Here is a 23,181-nt window from a genome sequence, read left to right on the forward strand (position 1 = left end):
GAACTCAATACGCAAGTTACCAATACCGTAAGTTATTAATGAATAAAGGTTATATTGGCAGTATGAGTAAAAAAGGAGATTGCTGGGATAATAGTGTTATTGAAAGCTTCTTTGGAAGTTTAAAGCAAGAGCGAATTCAATGGCAGAACTATCAAACTCGATGGGAAGCTCAACAGGACATTTTGAATTACATTATTATGTTCTATAACAGCCACAGATTGCATTCTTATTTAGGATATTTAAGCCCAAATCAATTTGAAAAACAAAATGATTTTTTAATGAAAGTTGCTTAACTGGGGTGTAACAATTTGGTTGACCACGTCAAGCCTACATGGCTTCAATAGCTATCAATATTAAACGGTTGGTATTTTTTATACTCCTTTCAATTTGCTTTAAAAGATCAAAATCTGCCATCTTTTACAACAGGCCGGGCCTTCCCCGATCCCGGAGGACATTCTCGAGGCTATGTTATCGTTCATCTAAATAAACAGCTGATCCCGATGCGCTAGTACCTAATTCCAAAGCAAATGGGCAGAATGTTGTACTTTAATAAAAAACCCTTTATTACATCGTTCGCAGTAATGTTCTTCTTTTTCTAAATCAATTAGGATTTCTAAAGGACATTCTTCTAGGCTATATAAGTACATCTCACAATAACCCGCTTCACTTTGAAGTTCAATTTCGTTGCCACATTTACAGTGAACTAATAGGCTGTCATATAAACCCATGAACTTTCCTCCTTTTAAGTGATGTCCTAACGCAAATTTTATGTCAAAAGGCTTTTTTTATTACAAACAATATCGTGATCTGATTATTCCTTCAATAAGCTCAGAGTCCTGATTCCAAGAAATTTACCAATTCTGCGTCTATAATGAACAAATACCGTGAGTATTTATCGAAGTGCTCTTAAAATGAACTCATTTACCCCAGGTTTAATTCAGGACGAACCCGCTTTCAAGGAGGAGAAATAATGACGAATTAATGTGAAGTTGTAATATGAAAAAGCAATATATTAAATTACTGAGAATTCTTTTTTTAGCCCCATTATTAGCATTTAGCTCCCCGAATTTAGAAGAAAATGCGCCGCCTTCGCTAGCGGATCATCTCCATTTGTCGAAATCGCACGATCCAATCGATGGAGGTTGGCTGCCTGATCTTACTGGTTTACCTACTAAAGCCCAAATTGAACTTTTTACTCAGCATATCGTTGAAGTCATGAATGAAGAAAACGATAGTGCCTGTAAAGCGGTACACCCTCATCTGAGGCTGCTAATATTCCAGCACTTTCTTATTTATCAACAAATTGCCAATGCTCATCATATTTATTTTAACGATAACACGGCCTATCGATGGGCGCATATTCTTGCTATGATCCTCAAAGAAAGCAGCGGAGATTCGTCCAACGTGACTAGCATGAGCGGTAACTCCATCTCTACGAATGCACCTAGGACAGATTTAGAACACTGGAAAAACATATTAGACCTTACGCTACAAAACCGAGTTAAATTGAATTATCAAACGAATTTAGGCTTGACTCAAACCTCAGCTGATCGACTATTTGATGCTTTTCATTTAGCGCAAAATCAGAGTTACGATACCGATTTTTTAGAGGGACATGAAAGTGCTTTAACGCCAGGAAAAATAAATCTAAATACAGCCATTGCCATAAGACGATTAATTTGGTTTTACCAAGACTTTGCCCAAGGTCGAATAACGCAAACCGATACACGTATTCCCCAAGAAGATATTAATTACCCGGAATTTGCTCAGCGCTATCAAGAGGGTTTAAAAACCGCACTCCTCTTCTGTGGAACTACTTATATGTTTCACAAGCCAGGCAACGAATCCTTTACTTTTAGGGATCCTGGACCAAAACTTATCAATGCCATGGCATCCATCGCTTATTGCAAACTGGGGAACGCAGAGGGTGGCTATGGTGTTAATGAATTTGATGAACAATGTTATGCAGACTGGGTAACCTTGTGCCCTGCATTAAATATTGATATCGCACTTCTTACCCCCTTGAGCTATTTTGAAACAAGAGGAGCAAAACCAGTCTGTGAAGGGACTTTTAAGCAACTCATTAATAAACAACCATCCTCAGAAAATAATGGAACGGCAAACTAAACTCAGCCCTTGTTAAAAATCAATTGCTGCAAGGCTTAGTGAATAGTTCTTGATACCCGCATAAACTAATTTCTTTTTTTCTCGGGATCACAGGCATGTCCATTAAGCGCAATAATAGGTAGCTCTAACCACTTTTGAAGATTAAATGCTCTAATCTGATTTGTTACTTCTGTACCATTGATATAATGGTCGCTTTTTTAGCTGAAAAGATGCAGCCGTATTGGATTCTTAAGGTTATTCTACTAATCAATTGCTCTTAATATTCTTTTAATTTTTGTGCGTTATTATTAAAATTTTATAGATATTTAGCTGAGACCCCTTTTTGAAAAACATCGACGACATCCAGGATGAATTGAAAATAATTTTGGAGAAATTAACACTGAAAGATATGTCTCATTTTATTTCGATTTATGAGATTAAAGAAGATACACCAGAAAAAACGAAAGATATTTTTTATTATCGTTTAGTGGATAATAAAATAGTTGTTCAATTGAATTGCTTAGATGGTACTGTAGAAAATTTTTGTTGTGAACTAAGTGAACAGGATGAGCTAACCTCTATAAAACAAAAAATAGTTTTAGAGGCTATGAGGCTTGGATATATTGGGATTTTAAAAGATTTCAAAGACCTCTGTAAAACCTGGAGTAGTATTGATCAGGCAGCCGTTGGAAATGATGCTCTATTACAAGAACAGATTCAAAGATACAATAATAATCTACTGAAAATGCAACAATACTTTAGTCGAGAAGTTGATCTCATTTTTATCGAAGAGTTACAGCTAAATAATACTCTTTCACCCTTGCGTGGTCCAATCAAAACAAAAGCTATCCAAATTGCATCTAGCCTTCCGGCTAGAGAACGTTTCTATCGCCGATCCCAAGAGGCTCATTTTTATCACAAAACACATACGCATGGTAAAAAAATAACAGGCTGCAAATTATCCGAAGTAAGTAAGAAAAAATATGATAAAAGTGAAATTTTAATAGCCGTCGATGAGAGCCAACAACTCCTAGCTAATATTGAAGGAAAATTAGTAATAATAGCTCCTTCCATTGAAGATAAGAGAAAAATTATCTCCAAAATACTAGAGGGTAAAAAATTTAACAATCAAGAGCTAAGAGCAATACTTGCGGCAATCGCAGTCAAAACCGGCATCAAATATAATTTAAAATACGAGCTAAACCGCTTTGGTGAAAATGTTAGTGACATGTTATCAGAAGATGGCGACTCTTATAGTGTGGGGGCAAATGCTTCACGGGTAGATAGAATTATTTCCTTTACATCCAGAAGAAGCAGGTTCAATACTAGTTATACCCCTAAAAAAAGAAATAATAGAGCCTTCAATGAATTAAGAGACAGAGTATTAGTCCACAAAAATAAAATGGTTGAAATTTTAGTAAATCAATTAGCTTGTGAAAAATTTGACTGGCTTAATGTGAATAGAGAGCAACTGAAAGCCAAATATCCCTGCCTCATAATAACCTTCCCGGCCGTAAATATGGAGGGTTTAGGAAAGGTAGAATTAAGTCGAGATGATCACGAAACTCCAAAGGGTTATCCTGAATTTGTTACTCATTTAATGATCGCTCAAATTAATTTGCAATTAAAGGCAAAAAAGCTTTCTCCCCTCATTGAAAGAAGACAAAGTTTTGGTTTCTTAACACCTACCTTAACAGAGATCGAAACTGGGGTTAGATTATCCCTAGGTCTCACACCCAATCAAGAATGGATAGCTTGTGTTATCGAGGGAATTAAAGCAACAAATGCAGCACTTAACGAGCTACAGTTTAATAAAACCCAAAATGAATTAGAGAGAAAATTTATTGGGGGAGAACTTTGTGCAGAGGCTCATAAATATCTTTTAAACCTCTACAAAAGAAAAGAATTTTCAAAAGTTGTTACAAGGAATGATGTCATTTCAGTATTGAAAGAAGTGGACAAAAAACCTAAGATTTTTTTATCAAAAAAAGATATCGATAGACCAAATAAAGTTAGAATAGAGAAAGGGGCAATCAATAAATATTATTACTTTAATGAAATCGACAGCACCATTATTATCTATGATAAAAGTGGCAATAAATCAATTGCTGTAGACAAAGATAAAATCAATTATTTCCTTAAAAATAATTTTAATGATGATGACGACCTGTATTCTTTAAATGATGAGCAGGACCTTTGGTTAATTGAAGCTATTGAGAATGCAGCCCCCGGTCGCTCTGAAAAACATAAATCAGATGAGGAATTTAATAGCCTTTATTCTGATATCATGTTGATTTATTTAAAAGTTATAAATTCTAATACTAAATTACCGGCTATTTTAGAAAGCAATGATCTTGAATATCTAATAAGAAATTTATGTGAAACGCAAGATTTGGTTGTGAATTATCTGGTGAAGAAAAATCCACTTATCACAGAGGATACAAGTGATGAGGACAGCGATAATGAATTTACCAAAAAAAATTATTATTCGCCCGCCGGAATGAGCGCCCTCTTTGCTCCACTGTATGCTGCCAGAAAGGTTTTTAACTCAAAAGAGACTATCGCGACGCCTTATGGCTGCGATATATTTAATTATTTTGAAATTGCAATAACCTGGAATAAAGCCTTAGACGTAAATCAATTTATTCGATGCGACATGATTGAAGATATGTTTAAGAGAAATTCTTTTAAGATTATGCATCAAAAATTAGCTGAAGATACGAGCCTCCCACCACTGAATTATTTGGCTGGGCAAATTTGCTTTAAACCTATTATTCCTGTTATTTATGCACATAGAATTCAGGGAAAAGAACTAAATATAGAAGCTTTAATGGCTCAATGCTTTGATGAAATTGCCCATGAATTATCAGTCAACTCCAAACTTATTGACAACTTTCCTGTTCTACAAGCAAATCTGAAAGAGATCCTTAAAAACGGGATAAAAATTATTAATGAATGTTCTCTTACTTATATTAATGAAACAACGATAGATAAATTACAAAAACCTTTAGTTTATTATGCTGATAATAATCCTTGCGTTAATAAAGACGGGGTAGAAGCGAATACTGCTCTGCAGGTACTCGCTAATCTTTTAAAAGAGGGTGTTCATCCTCAGGTTTTTGTATTGGATACTACCTCCTCCACCACAGAACAAATTCAAACCTTTCTAACCGAATTTAATAAACAAGATAAAATTCCCATTCTTGTTACTGCAACAAGCCTGGCAAAGCACCATGAACTTGGTTTGGATTTATGGCAAGGCGGCATAAATAAAGCTTACTTATCGACAAGCTGCTCTGATGATAAGCAAAAAAGGCAAGATTTTATTAATTTTACTAAAGAACTTAAAGTTGTAACTCGCAGCACCGAATCGGGATTAAGCCGTTTTGCTAGACGGTTTATTCGGGAAAAATTAAATTCAACTTTAATGAGTACGGAGATGCAAGGAGAAAGTGCCTTTTTTACTCCACCAAAGAAAGAAAAATCTAAAAGCATAAAGGAAAATAATATCCCTATGATAATTGAACAAGATCTTTAATCGAGCTTAATAAGTGTCTTCCGGCTTTGCTGTCATCCCCTCCTCCGCAGGAGGGCTGACAACAAAGATGACTGAGATCACAGCAACATAGTGGAAACGCATCAAGTCTCGAAGCTTGAGAATTCATGCTCAAGACAGCAATTTATCTATCCACCTTTTTTAACCCCATTTTCGATGCGTTCGCCAATCTGCTGGTCGATGTTTTTCCAGTATTTGAATGCTCTCTCAAGCACAGGTTGGCTTACACCCTTTTTCAGATGACCGACTACATTATTCACTAACCTGTTACGCGCTTCATCGTCCATCACCTTGCGCACAAGTATATTGGCTTGTCCAAAGTCATCATCATCTTTACGGAGGGTATAGGCCGCACGTACAAACTCTCCCTGTGCCTCCCAGGTTGCGACTTCCGGATTTCTTGAACTATCGGCCTTAGGCCCTCCTTTGGAGTTAGGGGCATAAACAGGATCAGAAACATTTTCGACACGCATTGCACCCTCTTTGCTGTAGCTGAAAACAGGGCATTTTGGTTTATTAACGGGTATCTGCTTGTAATTTACACCCAATCTGGCACGATGAGCGTCGGCGTAGGCGAACACTCTGCCAAGGAGCATCTTGTCGGGGCTGATGCCAGTGCCGGGCACCATATTATTAGGTTCAAAGGCAAGTTGTTCAATTTCAGTGTGATAATCTGTTGGGTTTCGGTTCAAAGTAAGTTGACCTACTTTGACCAGGGGATAGTCAGCATGTGGCCATACCTTTGTGAGATCAAAGGGGTTATAACGGTAAGTCTCCGCTTCTTTGAACGGCATAATCTGCATATACAGCGTCCAGCTCGGATAGTTACCCTGCTCAATCGCTTCATAAAGATCGCGTGTATGATAGTCAGCGTCTGAACCTGCCAACTTATCAGCCTCTTCCTGGGTCAGGAATTCAATTCCCTGGTTGGTCTTAAAATGATATTTTACCCAAAACTTCTCATTCTGAGCATTCACCCACATGTAAGTATGGCTTGAAAAACCATCCATGTGACGCCAATTTTTCGGAATACCACGATCACCCATTAACCAGGCTACTTGATGAGCCGATTCTGGAGAAAGGGTCCAGAAATCCCACTGCATATCATGATCACGCAGATTATTATTAGCGCGACGTTTTTGAGAACGGATAAAATGCTGAAATTTCATTGGATCACGCACAAAGAAAACAGGCGTATTATTCCCAACCATATCAAAATTACCTTCGCTGCTGTAGAATTTCAGAGCAAACCCACGTGGATCACGCCAAGTGTCCGGGCTTCCGCGCTCACCAGCAACCGTTGAAAAACGAACTACGACTTCCGTCTTCACTCCCCGTTGGAACAAAGCTGCTTTGGTATACTTGCTAAGATCTTCTGTTACTTCGAACTGACCAAAAGCGCCACCGCCCTTTGCATGGGGTTGACGTTCGGGAATTCTTTCACGATTAAAATTTGCCATCTGCTCGATCAGATAATGATCATGTAGAAGGATCGGACCATTGGGTCCAACAGTTAAGGAGTGTTCATCACTAGGTACAGCTATTCCTGCATCGGTTGTGGTGTATTTTTGAGTTTTATCCTTGTCCATTAGATATCTTCCCTAAACATTATAATCAGTTCGAGTCTAGCAGTTATGCTCTAATGTTCAAGAGGGAGGAAACCCAAGTACTGAGGCTTATGTACAATTGAGTATCAATACACGCGATCTGTTTGACGCCAAATTTAACAAACAGTTCTTATTGAACAACATCTGCTCATATAATAGAATGCGCCGTAGCTTTTTTTATCAGTATGATAATGACCAGATATTTTAGCTTTCGTAAGAAAAGAGGCTTATTATCCTCTACTCAAGACCTTTATCAATGGGAAATCTTATCTAATGAGCAAGTCGATCAGGCACTCGAAATTGCACCTCTACTAAATCCCTACATTGATGCACTTGGAGACGAATATATCAATCATGCTTTTTTTAATAAGCAAGTCAATGAGATTGAAGAGAAATTTCCAGCTCAGAGTAAGAAATCAAAAACCCTTAAAATTTCCCTCGAAAAATTAAAAAAAATTTCTATTGTAGGTTCAATAGGTAGGGTTTCTTTATTTATTCAAGTCATTCATGCACTGGTTAATAAGGGTTATAGGATTTCCTTTAATTTCAGTGAAGTTTTTTTACAGACCAATGACCAATCTCCCCCGGCACATTACAGTAAAGAGGATGATTATTTGCTAAGGGACTCAGAAACCTATCTGCAGCTCATTTCTGGCTATGGTTACCAATTTGGAAAAGCATTATTCAATAGGTTTAGACCTCAAATAGATGCACACAGTTCAGAGACAGACATTCTTGTTGCCTCTTATTACACAAGCATTAAACCAGGGGATGAAAAGGAAAATGCTGATCTCGTCACCCCCTTGGCCACTCTACCTTGCTTTAATTCATCCTATGAGGCTCATACCTACTATGATATTTGCAGTTGGGATAACATCTGCAAGACACTGAGTACTAAACCACAACCCAGAAAAAACTGCCTAGTGCTGGTTTTTACTTCTCAAGACCCGATTACGGAATTATTGGACTCCTTTGAATGCTATAACAGTACTCCCTTCAAATCCCATGCAGAAATAATCATTCTTCTACAAGGAAAAGCTTATGAAGCCCTTGAAGAAAGAGAGCGAATTTTTAGTGCTATTGCCGCAAGTTTGCATCGCCTGCAGTGCAAGAAATTTTTTCACCTCATTTTACTCACCAAGGATCTAAAATCCCTTAATCCAAGAGAAACTCTTCTTTCTTTAGCACCAACTTATCCACATACAGATGATTTTAGTCCTTTGGCAAATAACGCAGGTTACTACTTAAGTAGCTCTGCATTCTTTGCGACTATAGGTTATTATCTCGAGCAAAATCAGGATGGGAACCTCACTTCAGACTGGCTTGAGCAGGCTGAAATTTGCCCGAAGGTTAAAGAGGTTAAAGCTGAAGAGGAGGTCTGCGGTTATATCTATGGAGGAGCATCTAGCGAAGCTATTCGCCAGTCGAAACGCTTGGATAAAGGATCTTTAAAATCCCAGGTTGTTGGTCTAACTTTTAAATACAATCTAGAGCTCAAGCAGGAAATGCGACAGGAACTGCAGCAATCTCAAGCACTGAAACAAAATCAGGACCTAGCAAAACAGCAAAGTATTACCCAGCAAAGACAACATCAACTCAATGAGCAAGTCGATTTCCCTTTTTACACACCACCAGTTCCAATTTCAATTTTCGCTTTAAGTTTACAAATGTTTGCGGAAGAGGATTTAAGGAGTCGAACCCTTGAAGAGCAACTACAGCAAGAGGTGTATTATACTTCTTGGTACCGCTCCAATTATTCTCAAGCGGCTATTTTTAGGAAAATGTTGGATATCCCCACCGGATTTCTTGCTGATCATATTGCAAAAATACTTGGGCTCGCTTATACAATTTCACCAGAAATGGTAAGCCTCGTTGCGGCAGAGGGTACCAATGTATCCCTTGGCCAGGCAGCGAAACTAGTTGGTAACATAGCCAAAATAGCATCAACTACCCCCATGTATCATGCGGGGCAGCACAAAATGGTCCCTTTACCAGGTTATTCTTGTGAAAGTCTTGAAGACTTTCTTATAAGAGACATCTATGATCATTTTAATGATTTCGCGGATGGTATAAATCCAGCTTGCCGCCATAAAGGTTATTCTCGTGTTTTACAAAAAAGCTTAATGCAAGGTTGGGATAATATATCAACAACCCAGGTGCCACTCTCGACACTACCCATTGAGACTTCTAAACTAGCTTTGTTAGCTAATCGAGAGGATTGTGGTTATCAGAGTCATTTTAGCCCTAATTTGCTCAGTTTTGATGAATTACAATCTTCTTATCTAAACTCTTTACTAAAAATTTTTACGCCTAATCGCTACGAGCTTTATCGTCTGCCTAAACTGCCTACCAACATTCAAAACTATAAAAACAGTTATGTCTTTCTGGAAAGGGCCAAGACACTTTATTATATTGACGAGAGCGGACAAATACTCGCTTCTAAACTGACTGATTATGCCCCTCTTATCGCAGGTCTTAAGGAAGCAAAACCTATAGCACCGAACAAATACTGGCTTAGCTCGGAACAGCTAACAGACTGGATCACTGCAAAGAACGGTGTACCTGCGCCAAACAGATTTTCAAACCCGGATTATATTGCAGAGAAAGAAGCAGATTTTTTTGCCCTAATCAAATTAACTTTCCCAGAATATATTGACATTGTTAACAAATTATTTGGAAATTTTGATACCCATAATCTAGATAATATTCGCATTCTTTTTCAGCTTTTGATTTCTGTTGGACAAAAAAGATTTGCTTTATTTTTAAATTATCTTGTTTATCTTGATCAAAAATGCTTATTAAACCATTTTTCTAAAATCTATTTTAGCTTCGCACCAACCGTATTTTCTCTCGTTGATTTTTTCAAAAAAGCAGAAGCAGAAGTAATCTATGCCAGCCATAATCATCATGGCGGTCACTTGACGCATAATCAAACCACCATCGAGGAAACCAATAAAAGTTGTTTTCTTAGCCTGGCACAACGTACGCCAGTTTCCAACTCAGAACAAGACTGGCCTTTGTTCGAAAGATTTGCTCAGGCTGTTTTAGTGTTTGCGGCTAAAAATTATATGGCTATTAATTCCAGTGGTCTAAAAGAGCTAGAGGAATTCTGGCATAGAGTGGCTGCGAAGTTTCTAATCTATTGTGAGGGGAATGCAAACCAACAACGGCAGCTACTTAATCTTTTTTTAACCCATTTGATTAGCAAGGATGGTCTTAAGCTAGCACCACTGAGAAAACTAGATACGCTTTTAGTCTGTCTAGAAAATCTTATAGATCATACTATAGAAACACATTCTCTGTGGGAGCAAATTGCGGAATTAGAGGCTATTTCTCTAGCCTGGACTGATGTGCCTTATGCCATTGACTACAATGGCTTTCATCTGGTTTGCAAAGAAATGGAGCTCAAAGCAGGCTCAATGGGCGCAGGCAGAAACAGTTATGCGGTTTCTTTAAGGGAATTAACGGCTGCTATTCGTGCCTTCAATCCCTCCTCTCCTTCCTTAAAGACCGAAGTATTCCGCTACCTAGGCAAAGAAGCTTTTCGAGAACAGCTTGATTTTTATCGGAATCTTTATCCCAGTCAATACTCCAATCCCAATGAACAGAAAATCTACGAACTGATTTGGGCTTACTACGTCTCAGCGTTTACAGGACTCAATTATAACCCTCATCCTGAAGAAATCGATTTCATTCGTCGATGCCACCATTTTCTGCAACAACATCCTTATGCGAAAACGGTGGATGTCGACCCAATTTTACTCATCAGTCATTTTTTGCAAAGGCTTTATATGGTTAAAACCAATGCGCAAAAAGGGACTATGACCTTATGGGCACTCTGGCAAGAAAATAACTTATCCCTCGACTTGCCAACTAGCCTCCCCATACCCGAGATTCTTGCTCATAAATTTGAGCGAAAAGCGCTTAAAAAGTTTCTTCTGGCTCACCAAGCAGAGCTCAAGAGCTGTCTACCAATTCTTCTGCGCCATGTGAGGTTAACAACATCAAGAAAAACACTGCATACTGCTCAGGCTGAAACTGTCCTTGCCGAGTCACTGCTAGCCAATTTTTTTGCTGAGGATAAGCAGAAATATGAGATCTGCCTACAATTGTTTAAAATTCTAGTTCCTCATTTTGGTATCACGCTTTTTCTCGAAAATTTGTTGGATCATCTCGTCTTAGTTGAGAGTATACGCCAGCTGAAAACAATTGATGTCCAATTTTTTACAGAGCTTCAAGTCATACTCAAGGAAAATCCTGATCTCAAAGCGGCTATTTCCTTACTTAGGTTAGCTAAAGAAAAACTCGAGAATCAACCTGAGCATTTAAAACCCTTCACTCTTTTTTTGCATGGCCTAGCAGCAAATCCTAAATTATTACCCTATTGCACCACCTTGGATAAAGGGCTTGAGCTCATCCTGGATTATTGTCTTAGTGTGCCGATTGATGAAACGTCTTTACCGCTGCTCTTTGGTCTGTATCAGACCTTAGAGGACGATAGCGAAACCCTGAAAACACTATTAGAACTGATGCACGATAAAAAGGTGTATGCCTTTTTTCACGAACATATTCAGTACGAGCCCTCTGCATCCTTATTAAAAAAAGCAACAGAACTCATTAAAAAAACCAATGATGCACCTAGTGTATTGACTATTATTGAATATTCTCTTAGGGAAAAGGAGCACACTGACGATAATCGCTTCATCGGTACCCTCTTAAGTCTTGAAGAAAAGAAATGTTCATCTATCCTGTTTCTTTGCTCTGCGATTTGCAAGCAGCAAAATCAATCTCCCTCTCAACTACTTGAGCTTTTAATACCAATCCCAGAAAATTATTTACAGACTTTAATCTGTCTTTATAAGCATTATCAAATTCCTCTATCAACGCTTAAAGATATTCTGGAATCACGCTCTGTAACCGCAGCTATCGACGCACTAGAGGAAGAGATTTATCAGGAGGACCTGCCCAGTTATCGCTATGATGCAAATGATCTTAAGCAAAAAATAAAAGAAATTAGGTACAACTCCTGGGATGACAAACCACCTAAATTTCTTACGCAGTCTGAACGGAAACGCCTAAAACGTGATTACAAAAAGGTGATGGACTATATTGAAAACCAACCTGTCTATGTTGAGATCATGAATGGAATAAGTTGTTCCTATACTGTTCATCAACTCAAAAATCGTCATTTTCCAGTTGTTTTCAAAGCACTTCAGGAAAGAATCAGTCGCGGCGAAAACAAAAAAGAAAATCAACTTGCTCTGCTCGCTGTTTGCTGTGTTGTTCTTAAAAGAACCTGTAAAAAATTTCCCCGCTCAACCCAACTTCTCCCCCTTATTCATAGCCTTAGTGAGGAAGGTCAATTGGTTCAGGAGCTGAAAACAGGTGCTGGGAAAAGTATTATTGCTGCGCTGCATGCTGCTTTACGCGTTGCCGCAGGGAGAACAGCCCTTGTTCCCACTGAAAATGAGAAGCTGGGGCGCGATGGTATTGTAAATTTTAAGGATTTTTACCACTATCTCGGTATTCGTTGTGGTGAACGTATTATTGAAGCGCATAGCCCCTACTCTGACTATGTGGCCAATGGAATCAATTATTCCACTCCTTACGGGCTTTCATTATTTTTTATCAGTATGGCTATTCAAAAGAAACGCCTGCCCAAAAACAGGGATCTTATCTGGGATGAAATTGATGCAAGCCTCATCTCGACGGTTCCCTTTCGCTTAGCGGCAACCTTGGAACCCATCTTACTTGATACTAAAAACTGGTCAAAAGTGTATAGCTATTTGCTAGAATTTGTACAAGAAAAAGAACTTTTTTTAGACAATAACTGCTCGAATAGAGACGATATACACAATTTCCGTGTGTATTGTCTATCAAAAAATCCCGACAAACCACTCACTGCGTTTATCAAACGGATTCCTGATTCTTTGCTTGAAACCCTTTTCGATTCGGCAAGACTCGCCGTCCAGTTGGAAGAAAACATCGACTATATGGTGGTCGAGAAAGAAGAGCAGGGCCATAAAAAACTCTATGGCGCCCCCTATTTACCGCATACGAGCCGAGCTGAACCAGGAGCAAGTTTTGGTGCAGGGGCACAGCCTCTTTTGCATACTGAAAAAAATACCGCTCTGTCGGATGAAGAGTCCACCGCTTTTAGTGTTTTACCTGACACAGAAACAATTATTAGCATGACCCCTAAAAATCTAGCCGATCTAATACGGGCAGAGGGTGAATTTATTGGTCTAACCGCAACGCCGGGTATGCCTGATCAACTTGGTGAATTTCATAATTTATATGGTATTAGAGCCGCTTATTATCCCAGTTTCCATCCTGATCGCTGCCAAGATTTGGGTATTGTGGCCGCTGAAGGTTGGAATGACCAAAAGCAAGCGGCCCTTGAGCTCATCAGGCTATCGAGAGAGCAGCGACAAAACCAGCCCATCTTACTCATCTGTGAATCAGCCCAGGCTGCCTCTGATCTTTATCAGGACTTGAATTCTGATGAGTATCCATGGAGTACACAGAGTTATTATGGCTACAGTTCGGATCCGCACGAGGAAGAACGATTTATTGTTACGGCGGGTGAAGAAAATAGAATCAGTATTTCAACAAAATGTGAATCTCGCGGCGCTGATTTTGACTCAGCTCATGAACATGGTCTCCTGGTAATTAACTTATGTACTCATTTGACTGAAGAACAATTAATCCAAATCATCGGACGTTGTGGGCGTAATGGTCAGCTAGGACAATTTTGCTCAATTATTGACGTGCAACTACTAGGTTTAGTCAAAACAGCACCTACTGAAGAAATTGCTGCTACTTTCAAGATTTTTCAGCAACAAATTGGCCTTAAAGCTCAACAAGAACGGGCGCGAACTCGTTTTCTGGAAGATAGCCGTTGTTTAGCTACCTGGTATCTACTTGATCTTAGGGAAAAAGCCGATCGAATCTTAAGCCGTCAACATGGCCGAGACTATTCTCTTGTTGAAACAGTCGAATTTATGAAAACCCTTAGGGATTTCAACAGAAAAACAGAAAGCCATTATTTTGAATTACTCAAAATCCATGAACAACCTAATGAAGAACTAAAGCAGCGCTTCCTCGAGTATTTGTCCCATGAATACAGTCAGATTGTGGAGCGCTGGCTTCCCGATGAAAAATTTAGTCATTACCAGCCCGTAGAACCTTTGGTTCCCTTGCAGAAACTAGAAGCTTTTGAGGGGATGAATGAGGTAAAAATCAAACAGTTGCTTGCAATCAGTGAATTGCTTGCTATGGGATGGGAAACTCTTGGCCATCAATCGATTAATACGAACCTCACCAAAGTCGAACAAGTTCTAGGAGTCCTGGATCAATATGGTAATGACCAAGGCGGAATTCAAACGATTATCGGTCAGTTAGTGACTGAACTTGAGCTGGTTAATATTCCGGAGCTCATCCCAATGCTTGATACCATTGAAGCAAACTGCCTCGAGCTTCTTGAAGAAATCCCTCAGGTCGCAGAAGGACTTTTCTCAAAACAAAAAGCATTGAATTATGTCAAAGAATATGTAGCAAAAACTAAAACACTACTTCTAGAAAAACGCTGGCAAGAATTAACTCTTCCAAGTCTCGCTGAAGATATTTTTTCATCGGAGGATAATTCTTCTTTTCTGGCTGGCATTGCTAAAAAGGGTTTAGTCAATGTGGGGGGTAAGGTAGGTATTTACGCCTTAATCAAATTTTATGCGCTGCCCAAAATCATGAAGCTGCTGCAGGATCAGATTAAAATATTGATACCCGATGACGAAGCAAAGCAGCTGCAATTGATGAAAATCTTGCAGGAGCTTGAACCCGCTTTGCAAGATTTCTTGACAGCAATCCCCAAACATCTCCATTCTAAGGAGGCGATTTGGACTTTAATCCTGGATAAACTGCTACCTATTTTGGAGCATCCAAGTATCAAAGAAGCGATGCAACTCTTAAATAATGAAGCAGGAACAGCACTCGAAGGGATAGTCACTATTATCAAATCGTTTGAAAATGCCCCCTCTCTAAAAGAGTTACTTGATAGCAAAACTTTGATCCCGCTTTTCAAACTAGCCAGTCAATATGGTTTGATTCAGCTATTAGTTAAAGACCCGACATTCAAAGAGATTTTGAACCGATTTTCACTATTGGATCCTGAGTTTTTCACGGCATTTTACCAGTCTGATTTTAAATCTCTTTTCCATCTTATTCATCTCCTTGCCCATCCTGTCTTTTTCAAGTTTTTAAAAGAATTGCCGCCTAATGCCAATTTTAGTCAGCTAAAAGCTTGGTTAAATCCAGCAGCAGACAAGCTCCCAGATAGCGTCAGCCAGGCTGTAGAAGCACTCAATGAATATCAAGGTAATCGTGAGAACAGGGAGGCAAGGCAGGCTCAAAAAATTCAGGGACTGAAAGCAAAATTTAGCTTGTCACCCGAAAAGCTCCAACAGGATTTGCAAGCACTCAAGCCTGTATTTCCAATCGAAGTACCGCCGCCGCCAATACCAACACCTCTCTCATCCCTTATCCTTACTTGGATCGCAACGCATTGGTTACAAAGCCTGCTTCTCTTAACCGCATCTATACTTTTATCTTGGATTATTATCCCTGTTATCCTCGTTGCCGCCGTTATCTATACTGGCGTTCTTCTTTGGCAAAAAATTGCTGCCCTAATGGAAGGTGAAAAAACCTATCAAGAAAGTTATATTGACCCTGTTACTGTGGATGTATCTCTTGTCGATGATAATAGCCAGCTTAGATTTGAAATATTAGCTGAAAATGTCAATCTTCCTTCTGAAGGAAACCCTCCGCCTGCAGTAATGACGGAATCTGCCCATGATGGCGATAACATGGAAAGCACTAGTTCAATAAAAGCCTGTTATCCCGAAGGTTCCAAAAGGTCACTAGGTTTATTTATCAATGGGAATGTTGAAGACATCTGTTCTTCTCCCCCCTCGCAAGTAACCGCTAAAGAACCGCATTTATCTCTTCATGGCAATGGAGGATTAGCCCCCCCTCTCTTCCTATAGATTAACTTGATGGTAAAGGAACGCCCTTGGCCCGGTGAACTTGTTTGCTAATTTTTCTAATTAGATTAATGGATATGGTATGTTCAAGTTTTTCATAAAGATCCGGATCTTTAATTTTAAGTTGATCTAACTTCTTTTTATCCCAAACAAGATAATCCACTGTATCGCTTGCCACAGTCACTGTTGCATTTGCCATTTGACCTGTTAAAAAACTCATTTCCCCCACAAAAAATCCAGCGCTTAATGAGGTAATAATCTGCTTATCTTCTATGATATCAGTCCTGCCCTCTTTCAATAAGATTAAGCTCTCTACAGGTTTATCTTGAATAGTAATTTGTTCACCCTGCTTTACACTGGCTGTCTTGCTTAATTTATATATTCTTAAAAACTCATTGGGTGTCATTATGTCAAAAGTTTTTGTATAAATATCTTTGAGTTCATTCGGCAAAAAAATAGGGATTCGAGCCAATACAATTCGAATACTTTGAATAGCATTAATAGCAAAATTAATTAGGGAAAAAAGAACGATCGTGAGCATACCAGGCTTATCGAGACCTGCAATCGATCCACCAAAAAGGTATCCCACTGCCCCTAAAATAGACAATAAGCGCAAAAGAAGAATATCTGTAAAAAAATAAGATAATGATACCAGCGTTGCGGCAATTAAAAAGATAATATTAATTAAATCAAGATGCATAAGAAAACCATTCCTTTTGTGCTTAAAACACCATTTACTCTTAAGCAGTATACTGCCATAAAATCCTAACAACTAACAACGCTCAAAAAGATATGGTGGAGACAGGCTTTAGTTTGTAATATCCCAAGGATTAGGTAATTGTATGCCAGCGCCTTCAAAATCTTTTATCTTTCGTGTTACTACCACAAACCCATGAACCAAAGCTGTAGCCGCTATCAATGCATCTCTTTCAGCACGGCGATCAGGAGTATGAAGTTTTGCACATCGCTGTGCCACTGCAATATCAACCAATATACAAGGTAGAGCAACTATAAGTACTTGTCTATTATTTAACCTGCTAAATGTCAATCTATTCTATACTTGAATAATAGAGGCAGGATCTTCCTTTACTTTAATAAGCTATCTATTAAAAAGAGAACGCGCTAATGATTTCGATATCAGGATATGCCTTACAAGAGAAGATGCGGCATAACCATAATATTGATACTTATTATGGCATGCGTCTTAAGGATAAACGGAAAGTTCTATTAAAAACACCTAATAGTCCTCATATGAGCTCTGAAAATTTAGCCATTCTCCAACATGAATACCAATTGTTGAACATGATTGAAACGCCCACAATTATTAAAGCCTATGATTTTTTGCAAAATACACCTGCACCGGTTTTAGTTCTCGAGGATGTTGAGGGTCAATTATTAACTTCTTATTTGCTACTTCATCGGTTAGAAATCGGTGATTTTTTTAATCTGGCCTTACAATTAGTCCATATTGTAGGTGAATTACACCAACGCAATATTGTCCATAAGGAGATTAACCCCTCTAATATTGTTATTAACCCTGAAAAATTAATTCTTAAATTAGTTGATTTAAGTGCCTCTACTAAACTTTCTGAAGAAACCTTTGATTACCTGAAATTAAATGAGTTTGAAAATGGATTAGCTTATATTTCTCCTGAACAAACCGGGCGCATAAACCGTCCAGTTGATTATCGAACCGATTTTTATTCTCTAGGTATAACCTTTTATGAGATGTTGACCAATCAATTGCCCTTTCAGACAGTTGATACTCTTGAATTAGTTCATTGTCACATTGCTAAAAAGCCTCCAACTGTCTTGCTAGTTAGGCCCGATGTACCAAAAATGTTGGCAGCCATTATCGATAAATTATTAGGAAAAATGCCTGAAGAGCGCTATTCCAGTATTGTCGGCTTAAAATCTGATCTACAAGAGTGTTATAAACAGTGGCAGGATAATGGCGACATTCGTGAGTTCTGTCTTGGCTCAAATGACATCCGAGATCATTTAAGTATTTCTCGCAATCTCTACGGTCGTGAGCAACAAGTTTCCCAATTAATGACGGCTTTTAATCGTGTGAGTCGCGGCACTAAAGAGATGGTTTTTATTGCCGGTTATTCAGGAATAGGTAAAACCTCTCTCGTTAAAGAGGTACACAAACCGATTGTCCAACATCGAGGCTATTATATTCAAGGCAAATTTGATCAATTACAACGTAGTCTGCCTTACGGTGCTATTGTTGCTGCTTTTCAAAACCTCGTGAAACAAGTGCTCTCAGAAAGTGAAGATAGGTTGGAAAAAATTAAACAAAATCTTGTTAATTCTTTAGGCAATGTAGGTCAAGTTGTCATCGATGTTATTCCAGAAGTAGAGTTAATTATCGGCAAACAACCACCAGTTCGAACGCTTAATCCTACAGATGCGCAAATTCGTTTTAATCTAGCCTTTCAAAATTTTGTACGCGTATTTGCTCAAATAGATCACCCCTTAGTAATGTTTCTGGACGATTTACAATGGGCTGATAATTCCTCGCTTAATTTTATCGAAAATTTATTACAAGATAGAGAAACAAATTACTTACTTATTATTGGAGCATATCGAGATAATGAAATTGATGATACCCATCCTCTCCAATTAAGCATTAATGATTTAACTAAAAATGATATTGAATTTAATAACATTATATTAGAGCCACTCCAGTTAAAGGATATCCAACAGCTTTTACATGATACCTTTTCTAGTCCCTTAGAAAAAATTGAAGATTTTGCCACTTGCATTTATGATAAAACTCAGGGAAACCCTTTCTTTATTAATGAATTCATTAAAATAATTTATCAACAAAACCTACTTTTTTTCTCCTATGAACTAGGCTCATGGGAATGGGATTTAGCGAAGATTAAATACCAAAACGCCACCGATAACGTAATAAATTTACTTACAGAAAAAATTCACTTACTGCCCAAATCAACTCAAGAAACTTTAAAGTTAGGCTCCTGTTTTGGACATGAGTTTGATTTTAAAACATTACAAAGCATTACCAGACAAACAATCAGCAAAACAGCTGAACAATTATGGCAAGCCATTAAAGCAAATTTAATCTATCCACTTGATGAAAGTTACAAAACAATTGGTTTAATCGGTTTAAAAAAAGTGGACACTGAATTTGATATGCGCTCTCTACATTACCGCTTTTCTCATGACAGAATTCAACAAGCAACCTATGCCTTAATCGACGAGAGCGAAAGACCCTTTATTCATCTTAAAATTGGTCGATTTCTATTAGAAGAAAAGCAATTGACCAAACAGGATGAGCATCTTTTTAAGATCATGGAACATTTTAACAAAAGTCTTCCTTTGATTGATGATAGAACTGAAAGATTGCAATTAGCTAAATACAATTATTGGGCGGGTCAAAAAGCAAAGTTGGCCTCAGCTTATTATGCAGCGGATGAGCATCTATCAGCAGGCGTTGAATTACTAGAGCCCGCTAATTGGGAAAAAGATTATGACTTGGCTTTCCAACTTTATAAGGAGTTAGCAGTTTGTAAATATTTAATTGGAGATTTTACCCAAGCAGATTGTTATTTTTCTAAACTTTTAGAACAAGCCACAAATTCATTGGATAAACTGGAAATTTATCGCCTTAAAATTGAAATGCTATCGGCCTTATCAAAGCATGATGAGGCATTAAAAATAGGCTTAAATGCTCTGAAAAATTTTGGAATAAAATTACCTAAAAGACCGCGAAAAATTCATATCTTGGCTGCTATTGGAAAGATAAAAATTCATTTGATAAAAACTAAAATTGAGGATATCGACCTCCCTCCGATGAAGGATTTAAAACAGATAGCGATAGTGGATTTAATAACTCAGTTACTGGGTAGCGCTTTCATTAATAATCAAACTCTATTTGTTATTTTAACTTGTAAACATATTAGCTTAAGTTTGCGGCATGGTTACACAGAAAGCACCTCAACTTCTATTCCAGTTTATGCTTTTATCATTATGCATTCACTGAATTTATATGAGGATGCCATTTCATTTGTAAAACTTTACAATAAGTTAAAGAAAAAATACGGCGCATCAAATTTTGAAGGGAGAAATCAATTTGCATTAGGTGCATTTATTGAACCTTATCAGAAAGAAATTATCGCCTGTAATAATATTGTGATAAAAGCATTTAGACTTTGCTGTGAAGTCGGCGATTTAATTTACTCTAATTACAGTAACTTACTCCTAATTTTCCATTCACTCTCATTTGGTAACTCACTGAACAATATTAGAAAAAATGTTCAATCAGCTTTGCTATTTATTGCAAGAGTGAAGATTTCTGATTTTAACAATATCATTCGATTTTGGGATTACTTGACCCAATGCCTAGAAAATCCGGGATTAGCAAATAAGCAGCGGATATCCAGTTTTGAAGTAGAAATTATAAAGGATAAAAACAAAACTGAATTAGCTTTCTTTTATAGCAGTTTAACCCTTTTAAATTTCTTATTGGGAAATTTTGAAGAAGCAGTAAAAGCTGGAGAGAATCATGAAATTTACTCTGATTATAACAAAGGTTTAATCTCTAATTTTGACGGTAAATTTTATTTTACTCTCTCCTTATTCTGCCAGCTTGAAAATCATCCAAGAAATAACAAGAAAATTTATTTGAAAAAATTAAAGAAACTGAATTCATTTGTTGAAAAAATAGCCAAATGGTGCCCTACAAACTTCAAGGCGCATTCCTTATTAATACAAGCTGAATTTTCTGGCTTGCAAAATCAAGTTAATACTCTTTCAATCTATGAGGAAGCAATAGAAGAAGCCCGTTCACGTGGTTTGACTTTAATTGCTGCAATAGCCAGCGAAAGAGCTGGCAATTTTTGCCTTAAAGATAAGATTAATAGGGTCGCAAAATTATATTTCGATATGGCCTATCGCTATTATAGTGATTGGGGTTTAAATTCCAAGGTTAAATTATTAGAAAAAACTTATCTTAAAATGACTTTTGATAAGAATCTTTTAACGGGTTATAACCCTCTAGAAAGCCCCTCCAAAGAAAAAACACCAAGTTTAGATATTTTATCCGTGTTGAAATTTACTCAAGTGATCTCAAGTGAAATTCGTCTTGATAAACTGTTGAAGAAATTTTTAGTTATTGTCATAGAAAACGCAGGTGCGCAACGAAGTATTATCTTATCGAAGGAGCATGATAAATGGATAGTTGAGGCCGAAGGAACACCTGAACAACAATGCATTTATATTAATAGTTCCTTCGCTGATAAACCGCAAATAAACTACCCGTTTTCTATCCTAAATTACGTTCAACGCACCCAAAAACCTATCATTTTAAATGACGCTATCCAATCTGAACTTACCCTACATGATCCTTACGTCCAGCAAGAAAATCCACGCTCACTTTTAATGATGCCTTTATTTTATAAAGGTAATTTATCTCGTATCTTGTATTTGGAAAACAATAGTAATAGTTACGCCTTTACCCCCAGCCATCTAGACAGCCTAAAATTATTAGCTTCACAAGCAATGACCTCTCTTGAAAATGCAAAGCTTTACTATCAAGCCACCCATGATCCTTTAACAGGGTTAGCCAATCGAAACATGTTGTATGAAATATTTCAACAAACCATTGTACAAGTCAGTCATACCCAAACCAAAATAGCGCTCCTCTTTTTAGATATTGATTACTTTAAGGTTATCAATGATACCCTAGGCCACGATAACGGTGATCAATTGCTGGTTCATGTGGCGAAGACCCTCAATTCTTGTCTGCGTGAAGGAGATATCGCAGCTCGCTTAGGAGGGGATGAGTTTACCGTTGTATTAGCGAATATTATTTCTGTTGATCAAGTGACAGCCATTGTTGAGCGTTTATTTCAAGAGATTTCCAAACCCGTTCCAATTGATGAGCATCTCATCCAAATTACCTCAAGTATGGGAATTAGTATGTTCCCTAAAGATGGCCATGATATTGCAACCCTACTTAAACTGGCCGATACGGCACTTTATCAGGCCAAAGAAAAGGGCCGGAACCAATTTCATTATTATTCGACAGCACTTTATGAAGAATATCAACAAACTCATGGCCTAGGTAAAGAATTACAGCGCGCTTTTGATAAACAGGAATTCTTTTTAATGTATCAACCTGTAGGTGATACTTTGACAGGGCAAATCATCGGGCTTGAATCGTTATTACGTTGGAACCATCCTACAAAAGGCATTTTAGAGGCCGGGGACTTTATCTACACCTTAGAAAAAAGCTCTTTACTAATTCCCGTCAGTGAATGGATCATTAGGCAGGTATGCCAACAAGCGAAACGTTGGTCTGACAAGAAAATCTTTTTCGGCCCTATTGCTATTAATATTTCAACGATACAATTTCTTCGCCATTCTCTGAGCAAGATTATCGCTAAGGTTTTGGCGGAAACAGAATTAAGCGCATCAGCTATTGAGTTAGAAATTACTGAAACTATTTTCATTGAATACAATGACAAATTATATAATGAAATTGATACCTTACGTGAAATGGGTGTGCATCTAGTCATCGATGACTTTGGCACTGGCTATTCCAGCCTATCCTATTTAAAACACTTACCTGTCAGAAAAATAAAAATTGATAAGGCTTTTATTGACAACTGCCATAGCGATTATCTTGATCAAACAATTATTAATGCAATTACAACTATCGCCCATAAATTAAATATCAAAGTTGTCGCTGAAGGAGTTGAAAATGAACAGCAATTAAAACTCCTGCAGAATAATGGCATTGATGGTATCCAAGGGTTTTATTATTCCCATCCTATCAGGGCAGAAGATTGTGAAATTTTTCTAAAAAATCGCTCTCAAAAGGATTTTCCAATTAAATAAGGAG

General features: G+C 37.7%; 9 protein-coding genes. 5 read left to right on the plus strand and 4 right to left on the minus strand.

Annotated elements, in window-relative coordinates:
- Nucleotides 1-293, plus strand: a 293-nt coding sequence (locus Lnau_RS16815) for an IS3 family transposase (RefSeq protein ID WP_238585980.1), incomplete at its 5' end; no start/stop codon positions are given.
- Between the two features lie 219 nt (nt 294-512).
- On the opposite strand, the gene Lnau_RS13500 is transcribed toward Lnau_RS16815, so the two are convergent.
- Nucleotides 513-728, minus strand: coding sequence for a hypothetical protein (locus Lnau_RS13500; RefSeq protein ID WP_058505659.1), 216 nt, complete (start codon nt 726-728; stop codon nt 513-515).
- Between the two features lie 268 nt (nt 729-996).
- Between Lnau_RS13500 and Lnau_RS13505 the strand changes: the two genes are divergently transcribed.
- Nucleotides 997-2,127, plus strand: a complete 1,131-nt coding sequence (locus Lnau_RS13505) for a G protein-coupled receptor family protein (RefSeq protein WP_058505660.1) — start codon at nt 997-999, stop codon at nt 2,125-2,127.
- A 466-nt stretch (nt 2,128-2,593) separates the two neighbouring features.
- Nucleotides 2,594-5,644: a hypothetical protein gene (locus tag Lnau_RS13510; protein ID WP_157070662.1), complete on the plus strand. Its 3,051-nt coding sequence runs from the start codon at nt 2,594-2,596 to the stop codon at nt 5,642-5,644.
- Nucleotides 5,645-5,790: 146 nt separating this feature from the next.
- Here the strand turns inward: Lnau_RS13510 and Lnau_RS13515 are convergent, their stop codons facing one another.
- A complete protein-coding gene (locus Lnau_RS13515) occupies nt 5,791-7,251 on the minus strand; it encodes a catalase (protein ID WP_058505662.1) in 1,461 nt (486 codons plus the stop codon).
- Nucleotides 7,252-7,460: 209 nt separating this feature from the next.
- On the opposite strand from Lnau_RS13515, the gene Lnau_RS13520 reads away from it, so the two are divergent.
- Nucleotides 7,461-16,310 carry a helicase-related protein gene (locus tag Lnau_RS13520; RefSeq protein ID WP_058505663.1) on the plus strand — a complete coding sequence of 2,950 codons (8,850 nt, stop codon included), beginning with the start codon at nt 7,461-7,463 and terminating at the stop codon, nt 16,308-16,310.
- 1 nt (nt 16,311) lies between these two features.
- Here the strand turns inward: Lnau_RS13520 and Lnau_RS13525 are convergent, their stop codons facing one another.
- Nucleotides 16,312-17,007: a Crp/Fnr family transcriptional regulator gene (locus Lnau_RS13525; RefSeq protein ID WP_058505664.1), complete on the minus strand. Its 696-nt coding sequence runs from the start codon at nt 17,005-17,007 to the stop codon at nt 16,312-16,314.
- 108 nt (nt 17,008-17,115) lie between these two features.
- The gene (locus Lnau_RS13530) at nt 17,116-17,283 is read right to left on the minus strand and encodes a PIN domain-containing protein (protein WP_202972585.1); all 168 of its coding nucleotides are present in this window, start codon (nt 17,281-17,283) and stop codon (nt 17,116-17,118) included.
- A 149-nt stretch (nt 17,284-17,432) separates the two neighbouring features.
- Here Lnau_RS13530 and Lnau_RS13535 point away from each other — a divergent pair, with 149 nt between their 5' ends.
- Entirely contained in the window at nt 17,433-23,177 is a 5,745-nt protein-coding gene (locus Lnau_RS13535; RefSeq protein ID WP_058505665.1) for an EAL domain-containing protein, read from the plus strand.
- Nucleotides 23,178-23,181 lie beyond the last annotated feature (4 nt).

Origin of the sequence: Legionella nautarum (genome assembly GCF_001467895.1) — a bacterium.
Classification (GTDB): Bacteria; Pseudomonadota; Gammaproteobacteria; order Legionellales; family Legionellaceae; genus Tatlockia; species Tatlockia nautarum.

What these genes read in the sequence shown, in the direction of transcription:
- Lnau_RS13500 (WP_058505659.1), bottom strand. Translation starts at nt 728, where the DNA reads ATGGGTTTATATGACAGCCTATTAGTTCACTGTAAATGTGGCAACGAA.
- Lnau_RS13505 (WP_058505660.1), top strand. Translation starts at nt 997, where the DNA reads ATGAAAAAGCAATATATTAAATTACTGAGAATTCTTTTTTTAGCCCCA.
- Lnau_RS13515 (WP_058505662.1), bottom strand. Translation starts at nt 7,251, where the DNA reads ATGGACAAGGATAAAACTCAAAAATACACCACAACCGATGCAGGAATA.
- Lnau_RS13520 (WP_058505663.1), top strand. Translation starts at nt 7,461, where the DNA reads ATGACCAGATATTTTAGCTTTCGTAAGAAAAGAGGCTTATTATCCTCT.
- Lnau_RS13525 (WP_058505664.1), bottom strand. Translation starts at nt 17,007, where the DNA reads ATGCATCTTGATTTAATTAATATTATCTTTTTAATTGCCGCAACGCTG.
- Lnau_RS13535 (WP_058505665.1), top strand. Translation starts at nt 17,433, where the DNA reads ATGATTTCGATATCAGGATATGCCTTACAAGAGAAGATGCGGCATAAC.